This is a genomic window from Phenylobacterium sp., assembly GCF_031181185.1.
Lineage (GTDB): Bacteria > Pseudomonadota > Alphaproteobacteria > Caulobacterales > Caulobacteraceae > Phenylobacterium.
Map to the genome: position 1 here is coordinate 1 of NZ_JAPSKZ010000038.1, position 25435 is coordinate 25435.

General features: G+C 69.0%; 33 protein-coding genes. 12 read left to right on the forward strand and 21 right to left on the reverse strand.

Going from position 1 to position 25435, the window contains the following annotated elements:
- Both RIF93_RS06750 and RIF93_RS06755 read right to left on the reverse strand, forming a co-directional pair.
- Nucleotides 1–276 (reverse strand): hypothetical protein (locus tag RIF93_RS06750; protein WP_309089693.1); only part of this gene is annotated, 276 nt, incomplete at its 3' end.
- Nucleotides 277–456: 180 nt separating this feature from the next.
- Nucleotides 457–786: a hypothetical protein gene (locus RIF93_RS06755; protein ID WP_309089695.1), complete on the reverse strand. Its 330-nt coding sequence runs from the start codon at nt 784–786 to the stop codon at nt 457–459.
- 147 nt (nt 787–933) lie between these two features.
- Between RIF93_RS06755 and RIF93_RS06760 the strand changes: the two genes are divergently transcribed.
- Nucleotides 934–1578: a hypothetical protein gene (locus RIF93_RS06760; protein WP_309089696.1), complete on the forward strand. Its 645-nt coding sequence runs from the start codon at nt 934–936 to the stop codon at nt 1576–1578.
- Between the two features lie 8 nt (nt 1579–1586).
- Here RIF93_RS06760 and RIF93_RS06765 read toward each other — a convergent pair whose 3' ends face one another.
- Nucleotides 1587–2036 (reverse strand): hypothetical protein, encoded by a 450-nt coding sequence (locus tag RIF93_RS06765; RefSeq protein ID WP_309089698.1) that lies wholly within the window; start codon nt 2034–2036, stop codon nt 1587–1589.
- A gap of 47 nt (nt 2037–2083) precedes the next feature.
- Here RIF93_RS06765 and RIF93_RS06770 point away from each other — a divergent pair, with 47 nt between their 5' ends.
- Nucleotides 2084–2722 carry a hypothetical protein gene (locus tag RIF93_RS06770; protein ID WP_309089699.1) on the forward strand — a complete coding sequence of 213 codons (639 nt, stop codon included), beginning with the start codon at nt 2084–2086 and terminating at the stop codon, nt 2720–2722.
- On the opposite strand, the gene RIF93_RS06775 is transcribed toward RIF93_RS06770, so the two are convergent.
- Nucleotides 2694–4565, reverse strand: a complete 1872-nt coding sequence (locus RIF93_RS06775) for a portal protein (RefSeq protein WP_309089701.1) — start codon at nt 4563–4565, stop codon at nt 2694–2696. The two genes, RIF93_RS06770 and RIF93_RS06775, sit on opposite strands and share 29 nt — an antisense overlap.
- Nucleotides 4566–4834: 269 nt before the next feature.
- Between RIF93_RS06775 and RIF93_RS06780 the strand changes: the two genes are divergently transcribed.
- The gene (locus tag RIF93_RS06780; protein WP_309089703.1) at nt 4835–5305 is read left to right on the forward strand and encodes a hypothetical protein; all 471 of its coding nucleotides are present in this window, start codon (nt 4835–4837) and stop codon (nt 5303–5305) included.
- A 12-nt stretch (nt 5306–5317) separates the two neighbouring features.
- Here the strand turns inward: RIF93_RS06780 and RIF93_RS06785 are convergent, their stop codons facing one another.
- The 5 genes from RIF93_RS06785 to RIF93_RS06805 form a co-directional block, all read right to left on the reverse strand.
- Nucleotides 5318–5701, reverse strand: a complete 384-nt coding sequence (locus RIF93_RS06785) for a BlaI/MecI/CopY family transcriptional regulator (RefSeq protein ID WP_309089705.1) — start codon at nt 5699–5701, stop codon at nt 5318–5320.
- A gap of 9 nt (nt 5702–5710) precedes the next feature.
- Complete coding sequence (locus RIF93_RS06790; RefSeq protein WP_309089707.1) at nt 5711–6205, reverse strand: hypothetical protein; 495 nt, start codon at nt 6203–6205, stop codon at nt 5711–5713.
- A gap of 68 nt (nt 6206–6273) precedes the next feature.
- A complete protein-coding gene (locus RIF93_RS06795; RefSeq protein WP_309089709.1) occupies nt 6274–7722 on the reverse strand; it encodes a L,D-transpeptidase family protein in 1449 nt (482 codons plus the stop codon).
- 161 nt (nt 7723–7883) lie between these two features.
- Nucleotides 7884–8078, reverse strand: coding sequence for a hypothetical protein (locus RIF93_RS06800; RefSeq protein WP_309089711.1), 195 nt, complete (start codon nt 8076–8078; stop codon nt 7884–7886).
- A gap of 211 nt (nt 8079–8289) precedes the next feature.
- Nucleotides 8290–8547, reverse strand: a complete 258-nt coding sequence (locus RIF93_RS06805; protein ID WP_309089713.1) for a GlsB/YeaQ/YmgE family stress response membrane protein — start codon at nt 8545–8547, stop codon at nt 8290–8292.
- Nucleotides 8548–8625: 78 nt separating this feature from the next.
- Here RIF93_RS06805 and RIF93_RS06810 point away from each other — a divergent pair, with 78 nt between their 5' ends.
- Entirely contained in the window at nt 8626–8814 is a 189-nt protein-coding gene (locus tag RIF93_RS06810; RefSeq protein WP_309089715.1) for a hypothetical protein, read from the forward strand.
- A gap of 4 nt (nt 8815–8818) precedes the next feature.
- Here RIF93_RS06810 and RIF93_RS06815 read toward each other — a convergent pair whose 3' ends face one another.
- The 4 genes from RIF93_RS06815 to RIF93_RS06830 form a co-directional block, all read right to left on the reverse strand.
- Complete coding sequence (locus RIF93_RS06815; protein WP_309089717.1) at nt 8819–9292, reverse strand: response regulator; 474 nt, start codon at nt 9290–9292, stop codon at nt 8819–8821.
- A 215-nt stretch (nt 9293–9507) separates the two neighbouring features.
- Entirely contained in the window at nt 9508–10497 is a 990-nt protein-coding gene (locus RIF93_RS06820; protein WP_309089719.1) for an SPOR domain-containing protein, read from the reverse strand.
- A 275-nt stretch (nt 10498–10772) separates the two neighbouring features.
- The gene (locus RIF93_RS06825) at nt 10773–12131 is read right to left on the reverse strand and encodes a hypothetical protein (protein WP_309089721.1); all 1359 of its coding nucleotides are present in this window, start codon (nt 12129–12131) and stop codon (nt 10773–10775) included.
- Nucleotides 12128–12433: a hypothetical protein gene (locus RIF93_RS06830; protein ID WP_309089723.1), complete on the reverse strand. Its 306-nt coding sequence runs from the start codon at nt 12431–12433 to the stop codon at nt 12128–12130. The genes RIF93_RS06825 and RIF93_RS06830 overlap by 4 nt, the downstream gene beginning before the upstream one ends.
- 176 nt (nt 12434–12609) lie before the next feature.
- Here RIF93_RS06830 and RIF93_RS06835 point away from each other — a divergent pair, with 176 nt between their 5' ends.
- On the forward strand, nt 12610–12840 hold the full coding sequence (locus tag RIF93_RS06835; RefSeq protein WP_309089725.1) for a hypothetical protein: 231 nt from the start codon (nt 12610–12612) through the stop codon (nt 12838–12840).
- A gap of 365 nt (nt 12841–13205) precedes the next feature.
- Here the strand turns inward: RIF93_RS06835 and RIF93_RS06840 are convergent, their stop codons facing one another.
- The 3 genes from RIF93_RS06840 to RIF93_RS06850 are packed head-to-tail and all read right to left on the reverse strand — an operon-like array spanning nt 13206 to nt 14223.
- On the reverse strand, nt 13206–13778 hold the full coding sequence (locus tag RIF93_RS06840; protein WP_309089727.1) for a hypothetical protein: 573 nt from the start codon (nt 13776–13778) through the stop codon (nt 13206–13208).
- A 17-nt stretch (nt 13779–13795) separates the two neighbouring features.
- The gene (locus tag RIF93_RS06845; RefSeq protein WP_309089728.1) at nt 13796–13993 is read right to left on the reverse strand and encodes a hypothetical protein; all 198 of its coding nucleotides are present in this window, start codon (nt 13991–13993) and stop codon (nt 13796–13798) included.
- The gene (locus tag RIF93_RS06850; RefSeq protein WP_309089730.1) at nt 13990–14223 is read right to left on the reverse strand and encodes a hypothetical protein; all 234 of its coding nucleotides are present in this window, start codon (nt 14221–14223) and stop codon (nt 13990–13992) included. The genes RIF93_RS06845 and RIF93_RS06850 overlap by 4 nt, the downstream gene beginning before the upstream one ends.
- Before the next feature lie 84 nt (nt 14224–14307).
- On the opposite strand from RIF93_RS06850, the gene RIF93_RS06855 reads away from it, so the two are divergent.
- Together RIF93_RS06855 and RIF93_RS06860 are read left to right on the forward strand one after the other, a co-directional pair.
- Nucleotides 14308–14952 (forward strand): S24 family peptidase, encoded by a 645-nt coding sequence (locus tag RIF93_RS06855; protein WP_309089732.1) that lies wholly within the window; start codon nt 14308–14310, stop codon nt 14950–14952.
- Between the two features lie 89 nt (nt 14953–15041).
- A complete protein-coding gene (locus RIF93_RS06860; RefSeq protein ID WP_309089734.1) occupies nt 15042–15593 on the forward strand; it encodes an SOS response-associated peptidase family protein in 552 nt (183 codons plus the stop codon).
- Here RIF93_RS06860 and RIF93_RS06865 read toward each other — a convergent pair.
- The 3 genes from RIF93_RS06865 to RIF93_RS06875 form a co-directional block, all read right to left on the reverse strand.
- A complete protein-coding gene (locus RIF93_RS06865; RefSeq protein ID WP_309089736.1) occupies nt 15590–15796 on the reverse strand; it encodes a DUF3126 family protein in 207 nt (68 codons plus the stop codon). The genes RIF93_RS06860 and RIF93_RS06865 overlap by 4 nt on opposite strands.
- 65 nt (nt 15797–15861) lie before the next feature.
- Nucleotides 15862–16689, reverse strand: a complete 828-nt coding sequence (gene cysE / locus RIF93_RS06870) for a serine O-acetyltransferase (RefSeq protein ID WP_309089738.1) — start codon at nt 16687–16689, stop codon at nt 15862–15864.
- A 29-nt stretch (nt 16690–16718) separates the two neighbouring features.
- Nucleotides 16719–17333: an NUDIX hydrolase gene (locus RIF93_RS06875; protein ID WP_309089740.1), complete on the reverse strand. Its 615-nt coding sequence runs from the start codon at nt 17331–17333 to the stop codon at nt 16719–16721.
- A gap of 82 nt (nt 17334–17415) precedes the next feature.
- Here RIF93_RS06875 and RIF93_RS06880 point away from each other — a divergent pair, with 82 nt between their 5' ends.
- Nucleotides 17416–18033 (forward strand): nitroreductase, encoded by a 618-nt coding sequence (locus tag RIF93_RS06880; protein ID WP_309089742.1) that lies wholly within the window; start codon nt 17416–17418, stop codon nt 18031–18033.
- A gap of 309 nt (nt 18034–18342) precedes the next feature.
- Here RIF93_RS06880 and queF read toward each other — a convergent pair whose 3' ends face one another.
- The gene (gene queF / locus RIF93_RS06885) at nt 18343–18798 is read right to left on the reverse strand and encodes a preQ(1) synthase (protein ID WP_309089743.1); all 456 of its coding nucleotides are present in this window, start codon (nt 18796–18798) and stop codon (nt 18343–18345) included.
- 56 nt (nt 18799–18854) lie between these two features.
- Here queF and RIF93_RS06890 point away from each other — a divergent pair, with 56 nt between their 5' ends.
- The 3 genes from RIF93_RS06890 (at nt 18855) to RIF93_RS06900 (ending at nt 22672) form a co-directional block, all read left to right on the forward strand.
- Entirely contained in the window at nt 18855–19652 is a 798-nt protein-coding gene (locus RIF93_RS06890) for an SDR family NAD(P)-dependent oxidoreductase (RefSeq protein WP_309089745.1), read from the forward strand.
- Nucleotides 19653–19822: 170 nt separating this feature from the next.
- A complete protein-coding gene (locus RIF93_RS06895; RefSeq protein WP_309089746.1) occupies nt 19823–20521 on the forward strand; it encodes a TorF family putative porin in 699 nt (232 codons plus the stop codon).
- A gap of 213 nt (nt 20522–20734) precedes the next feature.
- Nucleotides 20735–22672, forward strand: a complete 1938-nt coding sequence (locus tag RIF93_RS06900) for a nucleoside-diphosphate sugar epimerase/dehydratase (RefSeq protein WP_309089748.1) — start codon at nt 20735–20737, stop codon at nt 22670–22672.
- A gap of 286 nt (nt 22673–22958) precedes the next feature.
- Here RIF93_RS06900 and RIF93_RS06905 read toward each other — a convergent pair whose 3' ends face one another.
- Nucleotides 22959–24809, reverse strand: a complete 1851-nt coding sequence (locus RIF93_RS06905; RefSeq protein ID WP_309089750.1) for a phosphoenolpyruvate carboxykinase (GTP) — start codon at nt 24807–24809, stop codon at nt 22959–22961.
- A gap of 264 nt (nt 24810–25073) precedes the next feature.
- Between RIF93_RS06905 and RIF93_RS06910 the strand changes: the two genes are divergently transcribed.
- Nucleotides 25074–25435, forward strand: a 362-nt coding sequence (locus RIF93_RS06910) for a sigma factor (protein WP_309089751.1), incomplete at its 3' end; no start/stop codon positions are given.

The following is a 25435-nucleotide window of genomic DNA, read 5'->3' on the forward strand; positions in this document are numbered from 1 at the left end:
GTCGGCGGACGCACCCTGCCAGGCGCCCCGCTCCGCCTCCAGCGCCCGGCGCTGCTCGGCCAGTTCCTGGGTCTTGCGGGTATAATCGGCCTGCCGCAGGAACGCGCCTTTCAGCGCGCCGGGCAGCACATGAACCTGGCCGTCCAGCTCCAGCTCGAACAGGTCCTCGGCATCGCCAGCGATCTCTTCGGCCTCGGCCGCGTCTTCCGCCTCGAGGGCGAACTCTTCCGCGCGCGCGAGCTCTTCGCCCACCGAGATGGGGTCTTGGTCTTCCATGAATGTCCTCGAAGGTTAGCGCCCGGTCAGGCGGCGGATGCGGTTGAACGACGGATCGGACCGCAGCAGTTGCTCGGCGCGTTCGGCCATCCACCGTTTGGTGTCGGCGAGGCGCCGCGTGTTCTCAACGAGATCGTCCCACGTCTCTTCGGCAGCCCGTGTATGTGGCCGGATGCGGGCTTAGTTCTGGTCGTAGAGCTCGGTCGCGAAGTTCGAGCCCGCAGCGAAGCCAATGGCCGCGCCGGCGGGGGCAGCTACAGGGGCCGCCCACCCTGTGGCGCCTCCCATCGCACCACCGATGGCGCCTCCAGCCGCGCCGGCGAGGATGGAGAAGCCCTCGCGCCACTTGTCGTCCGCCCGCGCGAAGTTCGCGGCGTCGTAAACCAGAGCCGGCGCGCCTCCCGCGCCCTTCGCGACGGCGCGGACAGCTCTGGGCGCCGACTTGGGAATTCTCCTCCCGGTGTCGGCCATGAACCGTGTCTGCGCGGCCAGCGCGCCCTCGGCGGTCATCTGCCCGCGCCGCCGCTTCTCTTCTTCAGGACTCAAGCTGTCGCTCCCGTATTGGTGTTGGCCCCGCGGACAGGACCGCTAGTCTGGAACCTATGAAGAACCCAGAGCAGCCGGGCGCCCCTTAAACGGGCGCCAGGCACAAGTTCGATGATGTCCTGGACGGCGCGCTCACGACGGCGCCGCTATCCGTGGCAGCAGCGCGACGACAGCTTCTCGGCTGAGGATGAGCGGGACACCTGGGGGCTTACCAACGCGCTCGACGGCCTGCTTGGCTTTCCCCTGCTCCTCTACTTCGGCGCGCTCATCACCAAGGACCAGGCGTTCGAGTGGGCGCCTTACGTGGGCTGGCTGTTGGCCGTCGTCGTCTGGACGCCAGTGATCGTCTTCCGGGTCGCCGGGCGCGCCGGCGACAAGCGACGCGCCTCGGCGGTGCTCGCCCATGGACTTCTGCTTTGGCCCCTCGTCGCGCCGGTCGCCGGCTTCGGCGGCAGAGTGGGGCTCCTGCTCTTCTTCCCGGTTCTCTATGCCTGGGGCGGGGTCGCCATGCTGCTCGCCGGGCGTGCGAAGCCCCCGCAGCGGTCGGCGCGATCCTACGCGTGGCTGTTGCAGACGGGCGCGGCGATCTACGGCCTGATCGCACTTGGGCTTGCCGCGCTGGGACTCCTCTCCCTGGGCAGCGGCCTGGGCTTCTTTGGCTTCATCGTAGCCTTCGGCCTCGCCGCCCCCGCCGCCCTTGCTGCGGTCAAGCTCGTGGAACGCGGCCGCGAACCGCCGCCGACGGCGTCGACCTAGCCCACACGCTACGCGCGGTTGCGGGCGTCGTTGATGCGTTTGGTCTCGGCGATCCTCCGACGGTTCTCGATCTCCTCGGGTGTCAGCAGGTCCTCGACAGCGTCGTAGAGGTGCCCGCCGGCCCAGCTTCCAGCGGCTGCGCCGACCGTGCCGGTGACCGGCGCGGCGATGCCGCCGCCCAGGCCCGAGCCAATCGCGCCGCCCACAAGCCCTCCTGCAGCTTCGGCAAGCGCCCGTCCCTTGTTCTTCGCCGTCGCCACGTTCGCAACACTGAGCGCGATGCCGCCGGCGCCGCCGATAAGACCTGGCGAGCCCCGATAGCCGCTTACGAGGTAGCGGACCCTGGGAGCGGCCCGCGGGCCTTTCTGGACGTGAGGCAGATTGTAGATGTTCTCCACCGCCGAGACGGCGCTCTCGCCGATCTGCTTGCCGATGGCGTCTCGTTGTCTTTGATCCATCGCAACGCCTTCTTGTCGCCAACATCGCCGCCGGGCTATGGGAACGTATGTCGAACGCGCTCGAGCCGCATGATTACGATCGAGGCTTTCCCCGCCTCCTGAAGGCCTTCGTGGGAAAGTTCGGCTACCTCGGCATCGCCATGTATGTCTTCAACTTCTTCTGGGGGGATCCGGAGCTTTGGGCCTATGCGCTGGGCTGCTTCGCCGGAGGCTATCTGGCGCTCATCTGGGGCTCCCTCATCGGCGAGGATCATGAGCGGTTCCGACAGGGCGACTTCTGGCGCTGCGCCGCCCTTTTCAGCCTAAGCCTCGCGCCTTGGCTGTTCTTCATCCCGTTCTGGAAGCCGCTCACCACCATTCCGGGACTCATAGCGATCACGGCGGTGATCATGGCTCCGAGCTTCGTCGCGGCATGGCTTGTGCTGTCTGAGAAGCGCCTGCGAACGACGATAGCGCGGGTTCAGCTGCTGAAGGCGGCGGCGGTCTTCTGGTGCGTGGCTGCCATCGTGATCGGCGCGCTATGGCCGCTCGTCGCACCTCCCGGCGGGTGGCGGGTGGCGAGCTTTGTCGTGGGCGTCCCGTCGGCACTGTTTAGCCTCTGGCTCGCCCGCCGCTTCTGGACCCAGCCGCCGGAGCCATACCGCCACCGGATCGACCTCAGCCCCGCATCGCCTTCAGCCGATTAGTCTCCGCTTCGAAGGCCTCGATCTCCAGCTTCCTCGCCTCGTGGGCGCGGTCGCGCTTCAGCGCCTCCACCTCGGCCTTCGCCGCCGCCAACGCCTGGGCCAGCTTGCCCATCTGCTGCTTGGCTTGCTCGATCTCGGGCGATGCGCCCTTCACCTGCGGCGGCAGCAACGCGCCCAGCCGCTGGGCGATCTCGTCCGCGCCGGGCCAGTCCAGGTTCCGCGCCAGCAGGTCGCCCAACAGCGGCGCCGCGGCCGGATAGGCGCGGATCAGCTCGATCATCTGCGTCGCCGCTTCTTCCCGGCGGCTGGTGAAGCTCGGCCCCGAACGCACCGTCAGGTCGTACTTGCCGGCGGTCAGGTCGTAGATCCTGCCGATCTTCCTCAGCTGTTCGCCTGCCTGCCCGCCCGGCGCGACGCCCACGCTCTGCGGCGCCCCGTCCGGACCCAGCACGCGCACCACCCGTGGCGTCGCGTACACCTTAGGGATCAGGTCCAGCATGATGCGCCCGGCGTGCCGGATCGCGCGACTGAGATTGTCGATGTAGTGGAAGGTCGAGACGTCACCCTCCCGCTGCCTCGCCATGATCGCCCGGCCGCTGGTCTCGTTCGACCGGGCCCCCAGGCTCGCGTCATACAGGCCCATGATCGACTTCATGTCGTCGGAGGCGTTCATCGCCTCCTGCAGCGCGCCGGCCGGCACGCCGGCGAACGGCTGGCGCATCGGCGGCTCGGGTCCGTCGTATTCGATGTAGGCGTGGCTCTGGACGTTGGCCGTCGCCCACTTGGCGCTGTCGGTCTCGAACGCCCCCTTCCGCCCGATAAAGGGCGCCTTCGGCGCCAGCGCCACCAGCTCGGTGGAGGTCGTGCGCCAATAGTTGAACATCCGCTGCGGGTCCTTGGCGTCCCGCACCAGGCTGCGCAGCCGGCGCTTGCCGTCCACCATCAGCTCCTCGCCATAGACCGGCACGATCGGGATGAACTTGCCCGCCCAGTCCACCGTCTCCAGCACCTCGGCGCCGGTCATGATCCGCTGCACGACCTTGTGGCTCGCCACCTGCCGCGGCCGGCCGACCACGCTGACGCCCAAGGCGTCGAACATCGCCTTCTGGGCCTTGTAGGTCGGCTCCTCGATCACCTGGCCGTCCGACAGCGCCAGGACCGTCCGCGTGGTCCGCTCGCGCCGCCAGTATTCGGCGATCATGATCCGGTCTCCGTCGACCCAGGGACCCGGCAGCCGGCCGTAGTCCTCCGCTTCCCAGTCCACCGCCTGGGCGCCCTTCCAGCGCGTCTCGAACGCCACCTTGGGCAGCGTGTCCACGACGAAGGCCGTGTTCCAGTCAGCGCTGTCGGCCGCGGTCGACTCCGGATCGCCATACACCGCGAACGGGTTGGCCACCCGCTCCACCACGATGTCCTGGTCGAAGCCGTCGTCGGTGGAATAGCGGGTGTTGATCCGGAAGTAGCCAAGGCCGCTGGTCACCGCGAAGTCCAGGGCCGTGTCGTACGCCACCTCCGCGTCCGAGCTCTGCTCGATGTGCCGGATCAGCCCGTTGAACACCTCCGCCGTCTCGGGGTCCGCGCCGCTGTCCACGGGATGCACCGCGATCGCGGGCTTGTTCTGCCGCGCGTCGTTCACGACCTGGCGGATGAAGGCCGGCAGCCGGTTGATGGTCAGGCAGGGCCGCCCCTCCAGCTCCCGCTCGCGCCGCACCTTCTCGGGCCACTGCTCGCCAAGCCTCGCGAAGCGCAGGTCGTCCAGCGCCTCGCGCCGGTTCTCGGCCTCGGCGTCGGCGGCCAGCTCGAAGGCCTCGCGGGCCTCCCGGATCAGTTCGTCGTCGGACAAGGTGAAGCCTCATAGGCCAGCGCCCGCGCGAGCGAGCTCAGGCGGGTGAGGGCGGCGCGGCGGCCGCCTGGATAATGTCGCAAAGGAAGGGACGCCTGAGGCTCACCACCAGAGGGCGGGCGCACTCATCAACGTTGACAGGACTGTCTCATAAATGCGCGCGGACGTCAAGAACAAAATGCGAACACACCGCAACCACAGCCGCCGAACAATCCGTTGACTTTAACGAATGGTTAAGCTCGTTTCGTCGCGGGGAAGTCGGGGGCGCGATGCGTCTGTCATCGGTAGGTTTGGGCCTGGGGCTGGCGTTGCTGGCCTCGCCCGTTATGGCCGCGACGGCGGACGCCGGCGCAGGCGACGCGCGCACGCACATCATGTGGTTTCCGTCGGACCGGCTATGGACCGAAGCTCTGCCGCTCCAGGCCTGCGCCCCAGGCGCGATCGCGCCCGCTGGCGAGCTGGCCCTCGCCTCCCCGCTCCGGCTGGCGGCCTTCGAACGTCGCGGCGAGCTGATCGCGGAACTTCGTAGCTCGCAGGCCCTCAGCCTCGCCACCCTCACGACTGCGCGCAGGTGCGCCTCGCGAGCCGCCGACGCCGCGACCACGCTGGCCTTGCTGACCGCGGCCGCGGAGACTTGGCCCGCGTTCCAAGGCGCGCTCGCCAGCTGCCTGCAGGCCGAAGGCGCGGCCAAGAGCGTCGGCTCGCTGACGCTGTGGGTCGACACCAGTTGCAACTGGTGAGGCGCGACGCGGCTAGTCGTCCTCCTCAGCCTCCAGCTCGGCCAACAGCCTCCGCAGCTTTGCCACGTCTTCCCGCGACAGCGCCTTGGCCTTGGTGAAGTGCGCGACCATCGGCGCCACCTGGCCGCCGAACAGTCGGTCCAGCAGCCCCTGGCTCTCGGCGGTCACATAGGCCTCACGGCTGACCATGGGCGCATACACGACCCGGCCGCCGCGCCGTTCCGAGGTCACCGCCTGCTTCTTCATCAACCGGCTGATCAGTGTGCGCACCGTGGCCTCGCCCCAGCCGTTGGCTGGAGCGACGGCCGCCATGATCTCCTCGGCCCCCTGCGGGCCCGAGGTCCAAAGCGCCTGCATGATCTGGCTCTCGGCGGCCGATATCCGCGGGGCGGACATCGCTCCGGCTCAAGCTGCGGCGCGGCGGATCCGCGCCTCGAGGTGCCGCTCGCAGATCACCGCGAGGGTCGAGGCCAGCAGCCCCAGCATGATCGCCAGCGTCGCCTCGGCGAAGCCCGGCGCCAGAACGGTCAGGCTGGGGGTCGGCCGCACGTTCGAGATGCCGATGAAGCCCGACAGCAGGATGAAGCTCGCGGTCAGCACGCCCAGGAAGACGCCCGACGAGCGGATGATCTTCAACCACCCCAAGCCTCCCGCGAGGGCCTTGGTGTCGGCGCTCCCGACCTTCGAGAGGTTCAGGGCCCAGATCGCCGGGGCTGCGACGGCGCCGGCGATCATCAGCGCCATGGCCACCTGCACCTCGACCGATGCATCCGCGAACACACCGCCGAACGTCAGCCGCTCTGACGGAGGAACGACCGTCATCCGAGGATCCGCCTGGGCGGACGCAGCCCCCGCCATGGCCCAGGCCGTTATGGCCAGGCTCGTCACCTTTGCTCGCATCGACGTTTTCCTTCCCGTGTTTTTTACAGTTGTAGCACACGCATTCGCTACAGATGTAAAAACGAGAGTCAACCGTCTTGGCCGCCGGCTGTCGGCGTCGTGAAGCTCCCCGCGGCGTGCTGGGCGTCCCAGGCCTTGTCCCGGCCGTAGACGTCGGGGCGGAACACGAGCCCCTCCTCTGTGGGGATGGCGGTGAAATAGGTGATGTAGACAGGGACCGGTTCGACCAGGTCGACGCGCTTCTCTTCGCCGCCCACAGCGACAGCCGCTTCCGCCGCCGTCTCGCCCACCAGCAGGCGGGCCAGGCGCATGGCGTCCTCCAGCCGCACGCAGCCCGAACTGGCGAGCCGCTCCGACTTGGCGAAGTCGCCTTTGTGCGGCGTGTCGTGCAGATAGATGCCCAGCGGGTTGGGCAGCATCAGCTTGACCTTACCCATCATGTTCTTCGGCCCCGGGCGTTGCCGGACGCGCACACTGAGCGTCCCCGCCTCCACGGCCTTCCAGTCGACGGACGCCGGATCCAGCACGGGCGCGCCGTCGGAATAGTCGGCCAGCACCTCCAGCCCTTCGTCCTCGACGTACTTGAGCCCGTGTTCCAGCACCTTGGGCGCGATCGATGTCCGCACCAGGTCCTCAGGCACGTTCCAGTAGGGATTGAAGATCAGGTGGCGGATCATGCCCGCCATGATCGGCGTCGGTTGGCTGGGCTTGCCCGTGACCACCTTCATCGCCGCCAGCTCCTGGCCCTTCTCGTAGAACCAGAGCTGACCCGCCGCAGCGTCCACCATGATGAAGCGCTCGCCGAACGAGGCCGGCAGCGCCTCCGCCCGATGCAGGTTCGCCTCGATCAGGCGCTCGTAATGGGCCGGCCCGGCGTTCAGCGCGGCAAGCGTCGCCGCGTCGGCGCGCCCGGTCGGCTGCAGGCCATGCGCCCGCTGGAACGCGCGGACGGCGTGCTCCAGAGCGCCATCGAAGGGCCGGCCGGTCTCCGGCAACCCCAGCCGCGCGCGCAACTGGTCGACGCGGACGCCGGTGGCGCCCGGCCCCAGGTCTCGCCCAGCGGCGATGCGGATGTCCGGCAAGCCGGCCCACTGTAGCCGATAGCGCTCCAGGGCGCGGGCGAGGTCTTCGTAGATTGGGTTGCGGGCCCCGCTTTCCGCCTCGACCAGGTCGGCCACCGACGGCGCCTGTGCGGCGGTCTCCAGCGCCTCGCGCTTGCCCTTCCTCTTGGGCGCGAGCGCCGGGTCGATGTAGGCCAGGCGCTCGGGCCGGTCCGTCTCGAGCTCCGTCGCCTGGACGGCGTAGGCGGTCGACAACGCCAGCTCGATCTCGGCCAGCCGCCACGGGTCATCGTGTTGGGCGGTCGCGTCGACGCCCAGCCGCGCGGCGAGGCGATCAACATCGAGGCGGAGGCGACCCGGCGCCCAGAGGGGCCGAAACGCCCGCGCGCGGTAGAACGCGGCGACGTCTGGATCGACGCCGCCGGCCTCGATCTGAGCCCGCAGCGCCTGGGCCACGTCCGCGCGCGTCGCAGTCCGCGTGGGCGGGTCAGGCCAGACCTGCGCAGACGCGGACGCCCACCCGGACAGCGCCAGGCAGGCGACCGCTGCGGTTGCTAGCGGAAAGCGCGTGCGCCCAGGCGCTGGCCGCCCTGGCGCACGCGATCCCTTGGCTGCGATCAGCCCCGTTCCCCGGCGCGGGTGGTGGCGCCGGTGTCCGCCGCCGTCCCGGTATCGGCCGGAGCCGGAGCGGGCGCAGGCGCCGGGGCCGGAGCGGGCTCAGCCGCGGGCGCCGCGGCGGCGGTGTTCACCGAGGTCCCGACGTCGGCTTCGGCCATGTCGTCGTTGTTCGAGGCGCAAGCGGCCAGACCCATCAGCCCAGCGAGAGCGACAGCGCAAACAGCAGCACGCATTCGTAATCTCCATCTACCTGTGACGTGCGCTTCAAGTCGGATGCGGCGGCCAAGGTTCCCGCGGCCTCGCAGTGGCCCGATCACGCTATTGTTCCGCCTGACGCGGCGCAGCAAAAAGGCCGGCGGACGGTTTCCCGCCGCGCCGGCCTCCGACGCTTTGACAGGTCCGGCGTTAGGCGCGCCGGCGCTGGAACAGGCCCAGCAGGAACAGCAGCAGGATCGCACCCGCGGTCGCGATCAGCAGGCTAGGCAGGATGCCTTCGCCCGCGTCGAAGCCGAGGGCGGTCGCAATGAAGCTGCCGAGGAACGCACCCACCACGCCGACGATCAGGTTGGTGAGCAAGCCGTGGTTACGCCGCATCACCTTTTCGGCGATCCAGCCGGCCAAGATACCGATGATGATTGCGCCGATAATGCCAACGCCATCCATGAGACGAGTCTCCTCTGTGTCCGCGGGCCTAATGCGGAGCGCAGGCCAAGGTTTCATCAGGTGCGCGTGAGTTGGCCGATGCGCCTCTTGGTTGGCGGGGCTGCAACCCTGGCGCCGTGGCGCGGAATCGGGACCGCCGCGAGCGTCCCGCCCATGGAGTGGCGGCCCCTCGGACTGTTCGATTGCCTTGCGGCCGTGCTCGGCGGGCTTGCCCTGGGGGCTGCGCTCTCCACCGCCGCGATCTTGGCCGCCACGCTCGGCGTCTAGCGGCCTAGCTCCCGCGGCGCTCTGGCCCGGGGTACTCCGGGTCGTCACGGCGCCGCCGGTCCGGGCCGAAGTAGTCTACCGAGCGCACGAACGGCCGCGGCCGATGGATCACCGATTGCAGCCGGCCATAGAGGCCTCGCGCCGTGAAAGGCTTGACTAGGAACTCGTTGGCGCCGGCGTCGCGTGCTTCGGCGACCTTGGCGGGACGACCGTCCGCCGAGAGTACGATGACCGGCAGATAGGGGTTGGCGCCCTCGTGCCGAATGAACCGCAGCAGCGACACGCCGTCGTCGCCGCCCAGGTGCTGGTCGAGGATGGCGATGTCCGGGCTGGCGGTCGTGAGCATTTCCAGCGCCCGCTCGATCCCGCCCGCCTCGTGGACGACCTTCGCGCCCCAGCTCGCCAGCACCGAACGGACCAGCAGCACGGTTTCGTGGCTATCGTCTATGACCAGGAAGTGGACTTTACTCAGGTCCATGCGGTCCCCACGCCGGTCCTCCAGCGCCTACCCCGCCCTTCTTGTCCACGGAACGAACCCCCGGTTGCCGCCTGTGCGGCCCGGTTGCGGGGCCATCCGGAACCGACGACCCGCCCGCCTGTTACACTGATGCGGCGCTGACGAGCCCCCTCTCCGCCGCGTGTCACATCGAAGGCGCCCCGACTGGATCCGGTCGGGGCGTTTTCGCTCGCGGGTCAGGAGGCTCGGACGACCCGGGCGTCCGCGAAGCCGGCCCGAACGACCTTCGCACGCACCGCCTCAGCCTGCTGGGCGCCGCCCTGGCAGTCCACCAGGACCCGATAGAGCGTCACGCCGTCCGCTCGCTGCAGCGACTGGATCCGGGCCGGACCTGCCCCAGTCAGCATGGCCACGGCCCGCTTGGCGTTGCCCGGGTTTGCAAACGCCCCCGCCTGGACACTCAAGGTGGCCGCTTGCGCTATTGCGGCCGCCCTCGAAGGCGCCTCAGGCGGCCGTGGAAGGGCCGAGGGAGCCGGCGCTGCCGCGGCCAGCACGCGCGTCCTGGCGAGCGGCTGTTCCTGACGCGCCGTCGCGATCGGGCGCACGCTGGTGTCGGCCGACATTGCGGCTGGGGGAACGTGAGCGGGCGCTGCGGGCGCGACCGCGAGCTGACTGTGCGTCCTTGGCCGCCGCGCCATGGCGTAGGTCAGCGGCGCGCCTTCACGATAGGTGATCGCCGGCTCGATGAACCGCACGCGCACCAGCTTGGCCTCGGCGCCCGAGACGCCCAGCTCCTGGGCGGCCGCCGCATTCAGCCGGACGAGGTCGTCGCCCATCGCGGCGCGTTCCTCGATGCGAAGCCGCAGCGTCGCGCCAGTGGCGACGCTGGTGATCTGCACGACCGACGGCAACGGCAGGGCGGCGGTCTCGGCGATCACCGCCGCCGGCTCGGCCTTGCGACGCGGCAGCAGTCGCGCGAGCCAACCAGGCCGGGGCGTGGTCTGACGCGCTAGCCCCATCTTCACATAGCGGGGCGCCTGGCGCGGAACGTACCAACCCGCGGTCGGCGCTGGCGCAAGGCCGCCGATCTGGGACGGCGTCCTGAACAAGCCCGCCACGTCCGGCGACGCGGGCGCCTCGGAGCCCTTCGCCGTGGCGCATCCCGTCAGTACGACGCAGACCGCCACGGCCGCGCGCCATTTGGCGAACACGGCAGCTTCTCTCATGTGCGCCTCCCCGCGCAGCGGCTCTGCGGCCGCCGCGCTCAATTTGGACGCGCAGGCGTTTTATTAGTCTTAACAGGGGCTTGTGGCGTGCAGCGGGTGTCGAACGCAACCCTGGCCTGCATCGCGATTGCGGCGTTCGCCGCGGCAGCTTCGCCCTTGGTCACGCGACGTTCAGCTAACATCGTGCTCTTCGCAGGCGCCGCGGCGGTCCTTTCGCGAGCCCATCGACCGTCCCACCCTCACCCCGAGGGGCGGTGGCCGCCGCCGCACCTTCCCTAGCCCATCCACGACAGCGCGCCGACGTGCGCTCGCCGGACGGGCGCCCTGCCGGCAGCCGCGCCCGTCCGGTTCAGCGCGAACTCTCCGAAGGCGTCGGCCCCATGGCTCGCCTGGTCGTGCAGCGGACCGGCATAGCTGCGCGTCGAGCGGTTCCATCGCTTGCGGTAGGCCCGCAGCCGCTCCAGACCGCGGCCGCAGCGCTCCGCATCGAACCAGGTCAGCGGGATCATCAACCGCGCTGCGTTCACCCGCTCTTCCGGATCCGTCGCGTGCCCCGCCGAAATCCCGAACAGCCCCAGAGACGTCAGGGTCTCGAACCGCGAGCGGCCGGTGCCCAGCTCCCGCACCATCACGTCGTGCGGCAGGTGGTGGGTCCCATAGGTGTAGGGCTTACCGGCGATCGCCTGCCGCACCACTGAGGCCAGTCCCTCGCCGCTGGTCTCGAAATAGTCGATCGCCCGCACCTCGCGGCCGGTCTGCTGGAAGAACCAGATGGCCGTGTAGTCATCGATCCCCAGGTCCCACGCGGTGTCGACCTTCAGCGCCGGGTCGTACGGCACGCGCGCGATGCGCCCTGCCCGCTCGGCCTCGCCCAGCAGACCGGCGTAGTAGGTCCCCGGCGCGGCGGCGTTGAAGTCCACCAGGTATTCGGAAGCGAACCGCGCCTCGCCCTCCTCGGGCGAACCCAGCTCGGCGACCAGTTCCGCCTTCTCCTTCTCCAGCTGCGCGGGCGTGAACACATCCGTCTCGGTGGCGGGCGAGCGCAGGCAGAACCACTCGGGATCGTTCATCCGGCTCTCGAACGCGCGCGTCGCGTGGTTGCGCCCCCGCGGCGTCCACAGGAACAAGGCCCAGCCGCCGTTCTCCGCCAGGATGGGCCGCAGGAACTCCCAGGCGTCAGGCTTGGCCAGCGCCCACTCGGAGAACACCACGCCCACCGGCGGTGAGCCCACCAGCGAGTTGTAGTTGTCCGATCCGCAAACCTGCCAGACGGAGCCCTTCTTGAAGTGGATCGCCATTCCGCCATCGAGGGTGCGGGACCGCGTGTGCTTGGGGAACGCTTCGTCGATCCGCCGCAGGCCGGTGTGCGGGTTCACGGCGTCCCAGACCGCTTTGCGCCCCTGACTGGCCTCCGGCAGCAAGTGCCAATACACGCCCGCCCGCTCCAGCACCTGCGTCGCCGCCCAGTGCAAGGCGACCTCGTCCTTACCCCAGCGCCGGTGTGCGGCGACGTCAGCCCGTAGCCCGCCTCGTTCGAGGTAGTGCAGCAGCGGCTTCTGGTACTCGCGCGGCGTCCAGAGGCTCGGCACCCGAGGGAAATCGGCCTCCCTGAGCTTCGTCTTCCGCTTGCTCAAGCCTCGCCTCCGTCATCGACCTCGCGGCAGCCGGGCGGGTCGGTGAACTTGCGCACGATCACGGTCATGCCTTCCGGCTCCGGTGCGGGCGCAGACTTGGTCTCGCGCGGCTTCGGCCGACCGTATCCACGATCCAGAATCTCTCGGGCGGCGGCCATGCGGACCGCCGCCTGTCCATCGCCCTCCATCACGGACTGCAGCGTCTTGAGCGCGCTGATAGCCAGCCGTCGCGCCTCGGTGCGCACCTGAGCCTGCGTGGCTGCTTTGGCCTTCTTGGGCGCCTCACCGTCCGATGTCTGCATGTTCAACTCCGTGAAGAAGGGGCGCGGGCGCACTGGCTCTGTCGATTTTCGACAGAGCGCCCGCCACCTCCATGCTAGTTTGAGATCCGAGATCACGACCCAGGCGCCAGCCGGCCGGTTCTTCCGGCCTCCGGGCGTTTGCCTTGCTTCCGCTCTCGGGACGCGGAGTGCTTCCGATGCCTGGTGACGTCGAATTCCTGGAAGTCGCCCGACGGGCGCGAACGCCGGCGCCGGTCCTTGCGACCCATGCCTTCGCCGCGGCCGGCTACGTGCGCCGCGCCGAAGAGGCGCTGACCCTGCTGTCCCATCTGCAGGACCTCGGCGAACGCGCCGCCATCTGCCGCATCACCGAGACCTGGCTGACCCTGGCCGAAGCCGAGTTGGCTAAGAACGGCGCGCCACGTTGATCGAAGCGACGCGATGCGACCCGACTGGGAGAACCCCAGACGGTTCGTCGCAGGGGGGCATAGAGCGCCACCTCCCCATGTCCTGGATCCTGGATGGAGGCACGACCTCCCCTCCACGATGAACGGATGGAAGAGCGGAGTAGTGACCCAGCCCCACCGTTAGACCGGAGCGGCGGCAGACGCACTCATCAGCGCTGACATAACTCTCTCATAAACGCGCGCTCAAGTCAAGAACAAAACGCGAACTTACTTTATGGCCCAAGTCGCCTCGGACTGGTGGCGTGGCTCAGGTGTCGAGAACGGGAACGAGGTCCTGAGATCATCCAGGACGCCGTCGTCCACATCCTCGAGAACGGCCAGTCGCACTAAGGCTGGGCGAGGATGTTCAGCGCCACCTTCAGCACTGCCTCCAGGCGCGCGCCATCCCGGTCTCCGCCTGCCGCCTCACGAGGAGTTCGCTCCTCGCCGCAGATCTCGTCACACGCGCCGATCAGGTCCGGCTGCATCAGCAGCCGTCGCCGGTAGCCGGCCAGCAGCTCGCTCGCTTGGGCGGTTCCGTGCGCTCGCGCCACCAGATGCTTCAGGGATGGTCCGGCGGCGCTGAAGGCGGTCTGCGCCTGCACCTCCAGCGTCGAAGGAATGGCCGGATCTAGCTTGGCCCGACGATACGCCTGACCGTACCGTTCGCCAGCCGCCGCCTCGGCGACGCTCAGCCGCCCCTTGCGCAATAGCCACTCCAAACCGCTCAGCCGTCGGACCGGCTGCGCCCGCGCCTTGCCTCTCCCGGGGGTCTCAATCGCCGCGCCGCGCGCCCTGGAAAGGGCCACGGTCTCGGCCACGCCGTCCATCACGGCCCGCGCCTCTGCCTGGGCGCGCGCCTGGCGCTCCAGGCGCAGAAGTCTGTCCCGCGCCTGACGCGCAGGGTCCGCCTTCGCCATCTCGTCCTCCGATGTCCTCAGCGGCGCGAGCCGCGCGCCACCACCGCGTCGGCCAGGCGGTAGACCGCCTCGCCCGCTTCTCGTTCGCCTTCGATGATCACCAGCCCTGCGGCGGTGTGGGCCAGCAACTCCCGCAGGAACTGTGCCCGGTCCGGGGGCGCACGACGGCTCAGCGCCCGCGCCACCACCTGGGCCGCGTCCGGCGCCGCGCTCACGACGTGATGGCCGGATAGCCTCCGGCCGCCTTCACCGCCGCGACGTGCTCCGCGTCGCGCGCGAACTTCGGCTTCATCTCGCCTCGCATGGACCCGGCCCGGAAGTTCGCCTCACACCTGCGTCCGAAATTGACGCCGAGACCCAGTTCACTCTTGGCGCGCCAGGCCGGGGCCCCGCCCCGGCGAAGGTTCGCATAGGCCAGCCCGGCCCAGGGATCCTGATCGCTCATGTGGAACTGTATATTATATACATTGGCGTTGCGCAAAGAGTTTCTGCAGGTTATCTACAGCGACGAGACGCCACAGGGACCGCCATGGACGGCCGCGCCGAACGCCTTCGCCGGGCCCGCATCGACAAGGGCTTCGAGACCGCCGCCGCCGCGGCCGACGCGTTCGGCTGGAGCCGCAACACCTACGCCTCGAACGAGAACGGCAACGCGCCCTTCTCATACCGACGCGCCAAGGAATACGCCGCCGCCTTCGGTGTCCGGCCCGAGTGGCTCTATGACGCCGCGGGGCCCATGCAGGGCTCGGCCGAGCCCGGCTTCGTCCAGGTGGTCGGCCGCGTCGGCGCCAACCCTGACGGCGTCGTGCTCTTCGCCACAGGTCAGGATCCTGCGGAGCTCGCGCCGATCCCTCCCGGCGGCACCGAGAAGGCCGCGGCCTTGAAGGTGGTGGGCCACTCCATGCGCGGCGTCGCCGACGACGGCGCCTTGATCTACTTCGAGGACCAGCGCACGCCGCCGACGCCCGACATGCTGGGCCACGTCGTGGTCGTCGAGACCGACACGGACGAGGTTCTAGTCAAGCGCCTGCTGCGCGGCTCGCGCCCTGGCCTCTACGATCTGGAGAGTGTCGCCGGCCCGATGCGCCACGACGCCAAGCTCCGCTGGGCGGCTCACATCACCGCCATCATCCCACCGTTCCAGGCTCGCCGGATCATCCGCGGCGCAGCTTAAATACAGAGCTCGATTTCGCCGAACTGTATGTTTGATGCGGCGCGCCATCGCGCTTGCCAAGTGGCCGGCGAGCGGGCCACCTGCGCCGCATGTGCAACGAGTTCAGTTCTCAGAAGTCCCTCGACGAGCTCCTGCGGGAATTCGGCGAACTCAACATCCCGCTGGACTTCGACGGTGGCAGACCGAACCTTGAGCCGCGCCCCTCCATTCGCCCGACCGACCCGGCGCCGATCATCGTGGGCCAGGACGGCGGCGCGCGCCTGAAGCAGCTGCGTTGGGGCTTCCCGAATCCCAAAGGCGGCCCGGTGATCAACTTCCGCTCGGAAGGCCGCCGGTTCCCGACTGGCCGCTGCCTGATTCCGGCCGACGGCTTCTACGAATTCACCGGGACCAAGAGCCCGAAGTCCAAGTGGCTGTTCGAGCCGCTCGACGGCGGCCTCCTGGGGATCGCTGGCCTCGTGCGCGACGATCGGTTCACGATGCTGACCTGCGCGCCGGGTCCCGACATCGCGCCGTACCACGACCGCCAGGTCGCCATCCTGCCAAGGTCGGCGTGGGCCGCTTGGCTGGGCCCGCCCGAGGAGCAGCCGCCGATCGAGCCGTTGCCCGCCGGCAGCTTGAAAGTCACGCGGGTGCGCTAGGGCAGGTCCTCGGCGAGGATGGCCATCTCGAACATGAACGAGCCGTCCTCGTCTTCGTCCTGGAAGACCACGCCGACGAATTCCTCGCCGATATAGACCTCGCAGGAGTCCTTCTGCTTGGGGCGCGGCACGAGCGTGATACGCGCGTTGGCAAAGGTCCCGCGCAGATGGCCTTCGATCTTGCGGATGGTCTTCTCGTCCACGCGGGCGCTCCTGGAGTACGGCAAATCGGGCGCGAACCTACCGACTCGCCGCGCCTTTAGGAACCTCAGATCACGTAGTCGTACACAGCATCGGCCAGCGTGTGGTCCATGCTCTTGGCGGGCTCCTCGCAGGTCGGGCAGTTGACCAGCCGCGCGGGGACGCCCGCAGCGGTGCATCCGGGCGGCACCGGCTTCAGCACGACGGAGCCCGAGGCGACCTTGGCATAGTCGCCGATGGTGATGTTGCCCAGCACCTTCGCGCCGGCGCCCAGCAGCACGCCCTTGCCGACCTTCGGGTGGCGGTCGCCGCGTTCGGCGCCCGTGCCGCCCAGGGTCACGCCCTGCAGCATCGAGACGTCGTCGCCGATCACCGCGGTCTCGCCGATGACGATGCCGGTGCCGTGATCGACGAACACGCCGCGGCCGATCCTCGTCGCCGGGTTGATGTCCACTTGGAACAGCTCGCTCGAGCGGCTCTGCAGGTAGAACGCCAGGGTCTCGCGGCCTTCGTTCCACAGCCAGTGCGCCACTCGGTGGGTCTGCAGCGCCAGGAAGCCCTTGAAGAACAGGAACGGCTGGACATAGCCCTTGCAGGCGGGATCGCGCTCGAACACCGCCTTCAGGTCGGCTTCGGCGGTCTCCACGATGCTCGGATCGGCGTCGTAGGCCTCTTCGATGGTGTCGCGCAGGCTCATGGCCCGCAGCTCCTGGTCGCCCAGCTTGCGCGCAAGCTGGTACGACAGCGCGTCGCCGAGGGTCTCGTGATTGAGGATCACCGCCGCCAGCAGGCTCGCCAGCGCCGCCTCGTTCTTGGCGGCGGCATAGGCTTCGTTGCGCAGCGCGGCCCAGACCGGCGGCGGGCTTGCGGGGCTCACCACCTCGAGGCGGCTCATCGGTTCCTCCCGACCCATAGGCTTCTCCCTTAGCCTAACATGGCGCGCGCCAGCGGCGGCGCCAAAAGCCCTTCACGAGCCATATGGTAAGCCCTGAGCAGCATCGCCACCGTGAGCACGTCCGGCATGTGGCCGACGAGCGCGGCGTCCAGCGCTTCCCGGAACGGCACGCGCGCGATGGCCAGCGCCTCCGTGTCGTCGACCTCGTGCTCGCCGTCCGCCGGCGAGAGCCCCACGGCGAGATATCCCACGGCCAGTTCGTCGGTGATCGAGTTGGAGAGCTGCACCAGCATCAACTCGCGCCACTCGGCGGCCTTGAGGCCGGTTTCCTCGGCAAGTTCCCGCTGCGCCGCCTCGAGCGGGTCCTCGCCGGCGGGCGCGCCGCCTTCCGGTATCTCCCAGCTGTAGTCACCGTGCGGCAGCCGGTGCTGGCCGACGAGGGTCACCGTTCCGTCGTCATGCAGCGGCAGCACCGCTATGGCGATGTTCTTGAAGCTGACGACACCGTACAGCGCGGGGCGGCCGGTCGGCGCGACGGCGTCGTACTCGGTGACGTTGATCCAAGGATTGTCGTAGATCGGGCGCCCCTCGCCGCGCACCCAGGCCTTGCCGTGCGCCTTCAGCCAGGCGGGTTTGCCATTCATCTGTCGCCTCGCCTTGCGGATCGCGCGGGGGCACCCATAAAGGGTGGGCCTCTATCGTTTCCTTAAACGCGAAGTCCAACCTTTGAGCCCTGCCCTGCCGCCCGAGCCTGAGTTCGGGAGCCCGCTGCCGACCGCGCCCGCACCGGAAGTCCTTCGGTTCCTGGCCCTGCGCCGATCCGCCTCCGCGATCACCCTGACCGAGCCTGCACCCCAACCCACCGAGCTGGACCAGTTGCTGAGGCTCGCGGCGCGGGCGCCCGACCATGGCAAGCTGACACCCTGGCGGTTCATCGTGTTGGAAGGCCAGGCCAAGGCGACGTTCGCCGGCCGCCTGGAAGCCCTCGCCCGCAATCGGGAAGACGTCGCCCAGGCGGCGAAGCTCGCCAAGCTCAAGACCCCGCCGCTGGCCGTGGTGGTCGTTTCGCGCGTCAAGGCCGCGGCCATCCCGGAGTGGGAACAGATCCTGTCGGCCGGCGCCGTCTGCACCAACCTGCTGCACGCGGCCCTGGCGATGGGCTACGGGGCGAACTGGATCACGGACTGGTACAGCTTCGATCCGGAGGCGCTCGAAATCCTCGGCCTCAGCGGCGGAGAGCGCGTTGCGGGATTCATGATGATCGGGACGGCCGCGGAGGCGCCGCTCGAGCGGGAGCGGCCGGACGTGGACAGCCTCGTCAGCCGTTGGACGCCCGAAGAGTAGATTCCGGCCCCAGACACACAGCGGCCGGACGGCGCGCCGCGCCGCCCGGCCTGAGGTGACACGCCCGAGGAGAGTTGGGCACGTTCACCTATAGGCCCGTACGCAGCTTTTGGGAAGCCCGAACAGGCTTCCGCGGACTCCGCGGCGTACTTTTCGCGTGCGAGGAGAGTCGGCGCATGAAGCGCGACGCGCCGGTTCTCTCCCAGGCTCAGAAGAGATTCGGGCCGTTAACCACCGCTTTTCTTCCGGCCGGCAGTAGATCGGCGTGAAGCGCCGGGGAAATGCCTGCCCCAGTCTGTTCGCCGCCGCTTAGCCGCGTCCACGATACGGCGCCACGCCCTGGTCCGGTAGCCAAAGACCTTCGGGCGGCGCTCCGCTTTGCCAGAAAACGTCGATGGGAATGCCGCCGCGCGGATACCAGTATCCGCCGATCCTCAGCCATTTCGGGGCGAGTTCGGCGACCAGCCGCCGGCCGATGGCGACCGTGCAATCCTCGTGGAACGCCCCGTGGTTGCGGAACGAGCCGAGGTACAACTTCAACGACTTGGACTCCACCAGCCAATCGGCCGGCGCGTAGTCGATCACGAGGTGCGCAAAGTCGGGCTGCCCCGTCACCGGGCACAGCGACGTGAACTCCGGGGCGACGAAGCGGACCAGGTACGTCGTGTCCGGGTGCGGATTAGGCACGCGCTCCAGGACCGCCGCCTCGGGGCTGTCGAAGCCCCGCACGTCGCGTCCGAGCTGGCTCAGATGGGTCTCTTCCATGGCTGCGGCTTTAGCGGCTACTAGGTCGCCGAACAACACGCGCAGGGAGTGACGCAATGGCTCGGGACTTCGAGGACTTCGTTGTGGTTGTCACCGGCGCCTCCACCGGCCTGGGCCGGGCCGTGGCGGTCGAGACCGCCCGCCAAGGCGCCGCAGTGGTGGTCGTGAACTACGCCCGCAGTTCCGATGAGGCCGAAGAGACAGCCCGGCTGGTGCGCGAGCACGGCGCCCAAGCTGTGCTCGTGCAAGGCGACGTCGCTTCCGACGAGGACTGCCGGAAGATCGCCGCTGCGGCCCAGCCGTTCGGCCGGATCGACGCCCTGTTCAACAACGCCGGCGTGACGCGCTTCGCTGGCCACCACGACCTCGACGCGGTCTCCGGGCAGGACTTCCTGGAGCTCTACGCCGTCAACGTCGTGGGTCCCTATCAGATGATTCGCGCCTGCCGGCCGCTGCTGGAGGCCGCCCCACGCCCAGGCGCCGTCGTCAACACCGCCTCCATCGCCGGCGTGACCGGCATCGGCTCCTCGGTGCCCTATGCGGCGTCCAAGGGGGCGCTTAACACCATGACCCTCTCACTCGCCCGTGCGCTTGCGCCGAAGATCCGCGTGAACGCTGTCTGCCCCGGGTTCATCGATACGCCCTGGTTCGGCAAGGGCATGCCGGACGCCGCCGTCGAGCGGGTTCGCGCCAACGCCCAGGCGACTACGCCGCTCAGGGCGGCGTCCACGCCCGACGACATCGCCGCTTCGACGGTCTTCCTGGCCTCGCCTGCCTCGCGCCATGTCACCGGCGAGACGCTCCTCGTGGACGCCGGCATGCACCTGGGCTTCGCGCCGCTCATGGCGCGCTAGCGGCCCTGCCCAATTATGCGGCGCCGCCCCGGTCCGCCGCCCAAAGTTCGCCCAGCGGGCCTGCGGCAAGGCCTTAGCCTTCCCTGTGCGTTGATCTGCCCGTGAACGCGCCAACCATGGCCGTGCACGGTCGGACTGCGGTCGGATCGGAGACATAGGGGATAGAGAAAATGAACAAGCTCAAAGTGTCGCTTCTCGCCGCCGCAGGCACGCTGGCCTTCTCGGGCGTCGCTCACGCCCAGGACGAAGGCCCGGTTTCGCTGTCGTTCAACGTCGGCGCCGCGACCGAGTACGTCTTCCGGGGGGTCAGCCAGACGGACGAGGATCCGCAGGTGTTCGGCGGCGTGGACGCCACCCTGGGCTCGATCGGCTACGCCGGCGTCTGGGCCTCGAACGTCGATTTCGGCGACTCCACCGATTTCGAATACGACCTCTACGCGGGCGTGCGCCCGACACTCGGCGCCGTCAGCCTTGACTTGGGCGTCATCTACTACGGCTACGCCGACCAGCCTTCGGGCGCGAACTGGGACTATTGGGAAGGCAAGGTCGCGGCCTCCGTGCCCGCCGGCCCGGCCACCTTGGGCGCCGCGGTCTACTACTCGCCCGAGTTCACGGGTGATACGGGCGACGCCTGGTACTACGAGGTGAACGCCACCTACCCGATCCCCCAGACCAAATTCTCGATCAGCGGCGCGCTGGGCCACCAGACGATCGCCGACGCCGGCGATTACACCACCTGGAACCTGGGCGTCGGCTTCGCCCTCACCGACAAGGTCGGCATCGACGTGCGCTACTGGGACACCGACGCCCATGAGTTCGGCAAGCTGTACGACAGCCGCGTCGTCGCAGGCCTGAAGCTCGCCTTCTGAGGCCCGCGCGCCGCGACCACCCCATGCGAAGCCGCCGCGGAGCGCTGCGGCGGCTTTTCGTTTGCGCCTCTAGGCGCTCCTTTTTAAGCTAAGAGGCCTAGCAGACATAGGAGTCGGCGCGCTTCGCACCGTCATTGCCGTGTCTGGCGAGTTCCTGAGCGGCCGCATTCCGGCCTCGGTGTTGGCGATCGGAAGGTGAGCGGAGTGCGACGCATGGAGCGTGTGGCTTTCCGGGCCCAGACCGTCGTCGCCGACGTGGCCCTCGCAGCCTTGGCCTTCGCCCTGGCCTTCATCATCGCGCGCAGTCAGGCCGGCCTGACGCTGGCCGAACTCCCCGGCGCGGCGTTCATCCAGCTCACGGCCATGTACGGGACGATCGCCGGACTGTTCGCGCTCCTCTTCCGGCGCGAGCTGTCGCCCTGGCGCTACGTCTCCATTCCCGACGCCCTGGTGCTGTCGCGCAGCGCCCTGCTCACCGTCGGCGTCTTCCTGCTGGCCGTGTTCGTGCTGAACCGCGCGCAAGGCGTACCGCGGTCGGCCCTCTTCATGGCGCCGCTTTTCCAGATGGCCTTCTCCATGGGCGTCCGCGTCGCCCGCCGTGCGCTTCACGAGCGCGCGCTGGAAAGCTTCTCGCCGCTGAAGACCGTCACCGATCGGCTATCCCAGGCCCCGACCCTGTTGCTGATCGGCCCGCCCTCGCTGGCCGACACTTATCTGCGCGACGTGGCCCGCAGCCACGACCGCACCTACACGCCCGTCGGCATCGTTTCGACCGAGAAGCGCGACGTGGGCCAGCAGGTGCGCGGCGTCTGCATCCTCGACACGCTCGAGCGCCTGGACGAGGCCCTCGCCGAACTGCGCCGCTGGAACCGCTATCCGCGCGCCATCCTGTTCCTGGAAGAGCCCGCACGGCTCAAGGGCCTCACCGCGGACCAGCTGGGCCGCCTGAAGAACGACGGCATCCGCCTGTTGCGCCTGCCGTCGATCGTCGAACTGCCGCAGCACGACAGCGTCACCCTGCTGCCGATGCGTGACATCAATATCGAAGAGCTCCTGGCGCGCGACCCGATCGAACTTGACCGCGGCGCCATCGCCAAGCTGATCCGGGGGCGCCGCGTCCTGATCACGGGCGCCGGCGGCTCGATCGGCGCCGAGCTCTGCCGCCAGGTGGCCGCGTTCGACTGCGCGCACCTGACCCTGCTCGACATCTCGGAGACTTCGCTCTTCGAGATCGAACGCGAGATGCGCGAGACCTTCCCGCACATCCCGCGCAAGGCCATCCTCTGCGACGTGCGTCAGGCGGCGCGCCTGAACGCCGCGTTCAAAACCGAGAAGCCGGACCTGGTCTTCCACGCGGCCGCCCTTAAGCACGTGTCGGTGGTCGAGGAGCATCCCTGCGAGGGCGTGCTCACCAATGTGGTCGGCACCTGGAACGTAACCGAGGCCGCCAAGGCCTGCGGCGCCGGTCAGATGATCCTGATCTCCACCGACAAGGCCGTCGATCCGACAAACGTCATGGGCGCCACCAAGCGCATGGCCGAGGCCGTCATCCAGGCGCAGCAGTCCACCGGCAAGGGCACGCGCTTCTCGGCGGTCCGCTTCGGCAACGTGCTGGGCTCGGCCGGCTCTGTCGTGCCGATCTTCAAGTCGCAGATCGAGCGCGGCGGCCCCGTCACCATCACGCATCCGGAGATGCAACGGTTCTTCATGACCATCCCCGAGGCGGCCCAGCTTGTTCTGCATGCCACCGCCACCTCGGCCGAGGGCGAGCGCCGCGACGCGCGCCTGTTCCTGCTCGAAATGGGCGAGCCGGTCAGGATCCTCGATCTCGCCCGCCAGATGATCGCCCTGTCGGGGCGCACGCCGGGCCGCGACATCGACATCGAGATCACTGGCCTGCGTCCCGGCGAGAAACTGACGGAAGCCCTCTTGGACGAAACCGAGTCCGCCGTCCCCTGCGCGCCCAAGGTGCTGGAGGTGATCACCAACTCCGCCCTGCGCGTGACGCCGGCCCACCTCGCCCACCTGGAGGCGCTCGCCACGAGGGGCGACGAGCAGGAGGTCCGCGGGGCGCTCTTCAGCCTCGTCAGCCAAGTTCGCGGCGAGAAGCCCGGCGCTGCGCCGAACCTGCGCGTCATCGCCCGCGGCTGACCCGCGTCATCACGCCGGTTTGCGCGCCGATGGCGGCGGTGGCGGCCTACGTGCGCTTCTCGACACGCCACGAACGCCGCCGTCGACGTGCTCAGGCCGCGGCCGCTCGTAAGGACGCTACGGCGCCGCCGCGCGCAGCCGAGCCGGCGACGGACAACTTCGATGCTTGGCGAAGCAGCTTCTCACGGCAGACCGACGCGCCCCCGCCGGGCGAACGATCCTGACGTCCAAAGCAAAAGGCCGCGGACACGTCCGCGGCCTTCGCTGCGCCTGAGGGGGCCTGAGCCTACTCGGCGGCCACCACTTGGGGCGTCGAAGCTTGCTCTAGACGCTTCACCAGGGCCTCGTACTCGGCCCACAGGCCCTTCGGCAGGTGGTCCCCGAACCGCTGGTAAAACTCGGGGATCAGCGCAGCCTCTTGGGCCCAGATCGCCGGATCGACGGTGAGCAACAGGTCCAGTTGCTGGTCCGTCAGCGAGAGGCCCGACAGGTCCAGGCTGTCCTTCGTGGGCACCTTGCCGATCGGCGTGTCGACGGCGTCGGCGCGACCTTCCAGCCGCTCGACGATCCACTTCAGCACCCGCGAATTGTCGCCGAAGCCTGGCCACACGAACTTGCCGCGCTCGTCCTTGCGGAACCAGTTGACGAAGTAGATCCGCGGCAGCTTGGCGGCGTCCGCCTTCTGCCCCATCTCCAGCCAGTGGCCGAAGTAGTCGCCCATGTTGTAGCCGCAGAACGGCAGCATGGCGAAGGGATCGCGCCGCAGTTCGCCGATCTTGTTCTCGGCCGCCGCCGTACCTTCCGAGGCGACGTTCGAGGCCATGAACACGCCGTGCGCCCAGTCGCGGGCTTCGGTCACCAGCGGCACCGCCGAGGCGCGGCGGCCGCCGAACAGGATGGCCGAGATCGGCACGCCGGCCGGATCTTCCCATTCCGAGGCGATCACCGGGCACTGCGAGGCGGGCACCGTGAAGCGCGCGTTCGGGTGCGCCGCGGGCTCAGCGCTGTCGGGCGTCCACGGACGGCCCTTCCAGTCGGTCAGGCGGGCCGGCGGCTCCGCCGTCAGGCCTTCCCACCACACGTCGCCGTCCTCGGTGAGCGCGACGTTCGTGAAGATGCAGTTGGAGTGCAGCGCATCGACCGCGTTCTTGTTCGTGACCTCGCCGGTGCCCGGCGCGACGCCGAAGAAGCCGGCCTCCGGGTTCACGGCGTACAGGCGGCCGTCCTGGCCAAAGCGCATCCAGCAGATGTCGTCGCCGATCGTCTCGGCTTTCCAGCCCGCGAGCGTCGGCTGCAGCATCGCCATGTTGGTCTTGCCGCACGCGCTCGGGAAGGCGGCGGCGATGTAGCGGACCTGCCCCTCGGGCGAGGTCAGCTTCAGGATCAGCATATGCTCGGCGAACCAACCCTCGTCACGGGCCATGACCGAGGCGATCCGCAGGGCGAAGCACTTCTTACCCAGCAGGGCGTTGCCGCCGTAGCCCGAGCCGTACGACCAGATCTCGCGCGTCTCGGGGAAGTGGACGATGTACTTGATCTCGTTGCACGGCCACGGAACGTCCTTGGCCCCGTCGATCAGCGGCGCGCCCACCGAGTGGACGGCCGGAACGAAAAAGCCGTCCTCGCCGAGCTGGTCGAGGGCGGCTTGGCCCATGCGCGTCATGATGCGCATTGATACGGCCACGTAGGCCGAATCCGTGATCTCCACGCCAATGGCGCTGATCTTGGAGCCCAGCGGGCCCATGCAGAACGGCACGACGTACATCGTCCGGCCGCGCATCACGCCCTTGAACAGGTCCTTCAGATCGGCGCGCATCTCGCTCGGGTCGAGCCAGTTGTTCGTGGGGCCGGCGTCTTCCGGCTTCTCCGAGCAGATGAAGGTGCGGCTTTCCACCCGCGCCACGTCCCGCGGGTCCGAGGCCGCGTAGAACGAGTTCGGCCGCTTGGCCGGATTCAGCGGTTTCAGCGTTCCGGCGGCGACAAGCTCGGCGGTCAGCCGATCCCATTCGGCGTCGGAACCATCACACCACACCACGCGATCCGGCTGCGTCAGCGCGGCGATCTCGCCGACCCACTGTACGAGCTTGGCGTGTTTCGTCGGCGCGGGCGCAAGTCCCGGGACGGTGGGTTGGCTCATTGACGAAAACTCCCTGGCCCCAACTGAAGCGCCGGCGGGCCGAACGCTCCTTACACGTGAGCAACTCCTTAACCGGCGAACGCGCGTCTGCCTACCGCAGCGCGCTTTCGTTCCGGCTTCGCTGTTGCGTCAACGCCCGAAAACGCAGACTGGCCTCGCCAGTTCACGGGCAATTGCACGAGCTCACCTTGGGTGAGGGCATCCGGAGCGTCCCGGATCGCTTGGGATATTGGCGGCTTGGGCGGAATGGGGCATGTCTCGACCATGGCCGGTCGGGGCAAATCGGCGGCGTCGGACCCGCTCCTCGACGTCTACCTGGAGCGGCGGCCGAATCTCGTCCGCTTCTTCGCCGCGCGCACCGGCTCACAGGCTGCGGCCGAGGACTTGGCCCAGGAGCTCTATCTGAAGCTCGCCGGCCGCAGCGCCGACGGCGACGCCGACAATCCGACGGCCCTCATCTATCGGATCGCGCTCAACCTGATGCTGGACCGCGCCCGCCGGGAAAGCCGTGCGGCGGCGCGTGACGCCGCCTGGCGCACGGTCGCCCACGCCGCCGTGGGCGGGGAGGACGTGGCCGACGTGCCGTCCGCCGAAGACGCCGTCGCCTCGCTGACGCGAGGCGACGG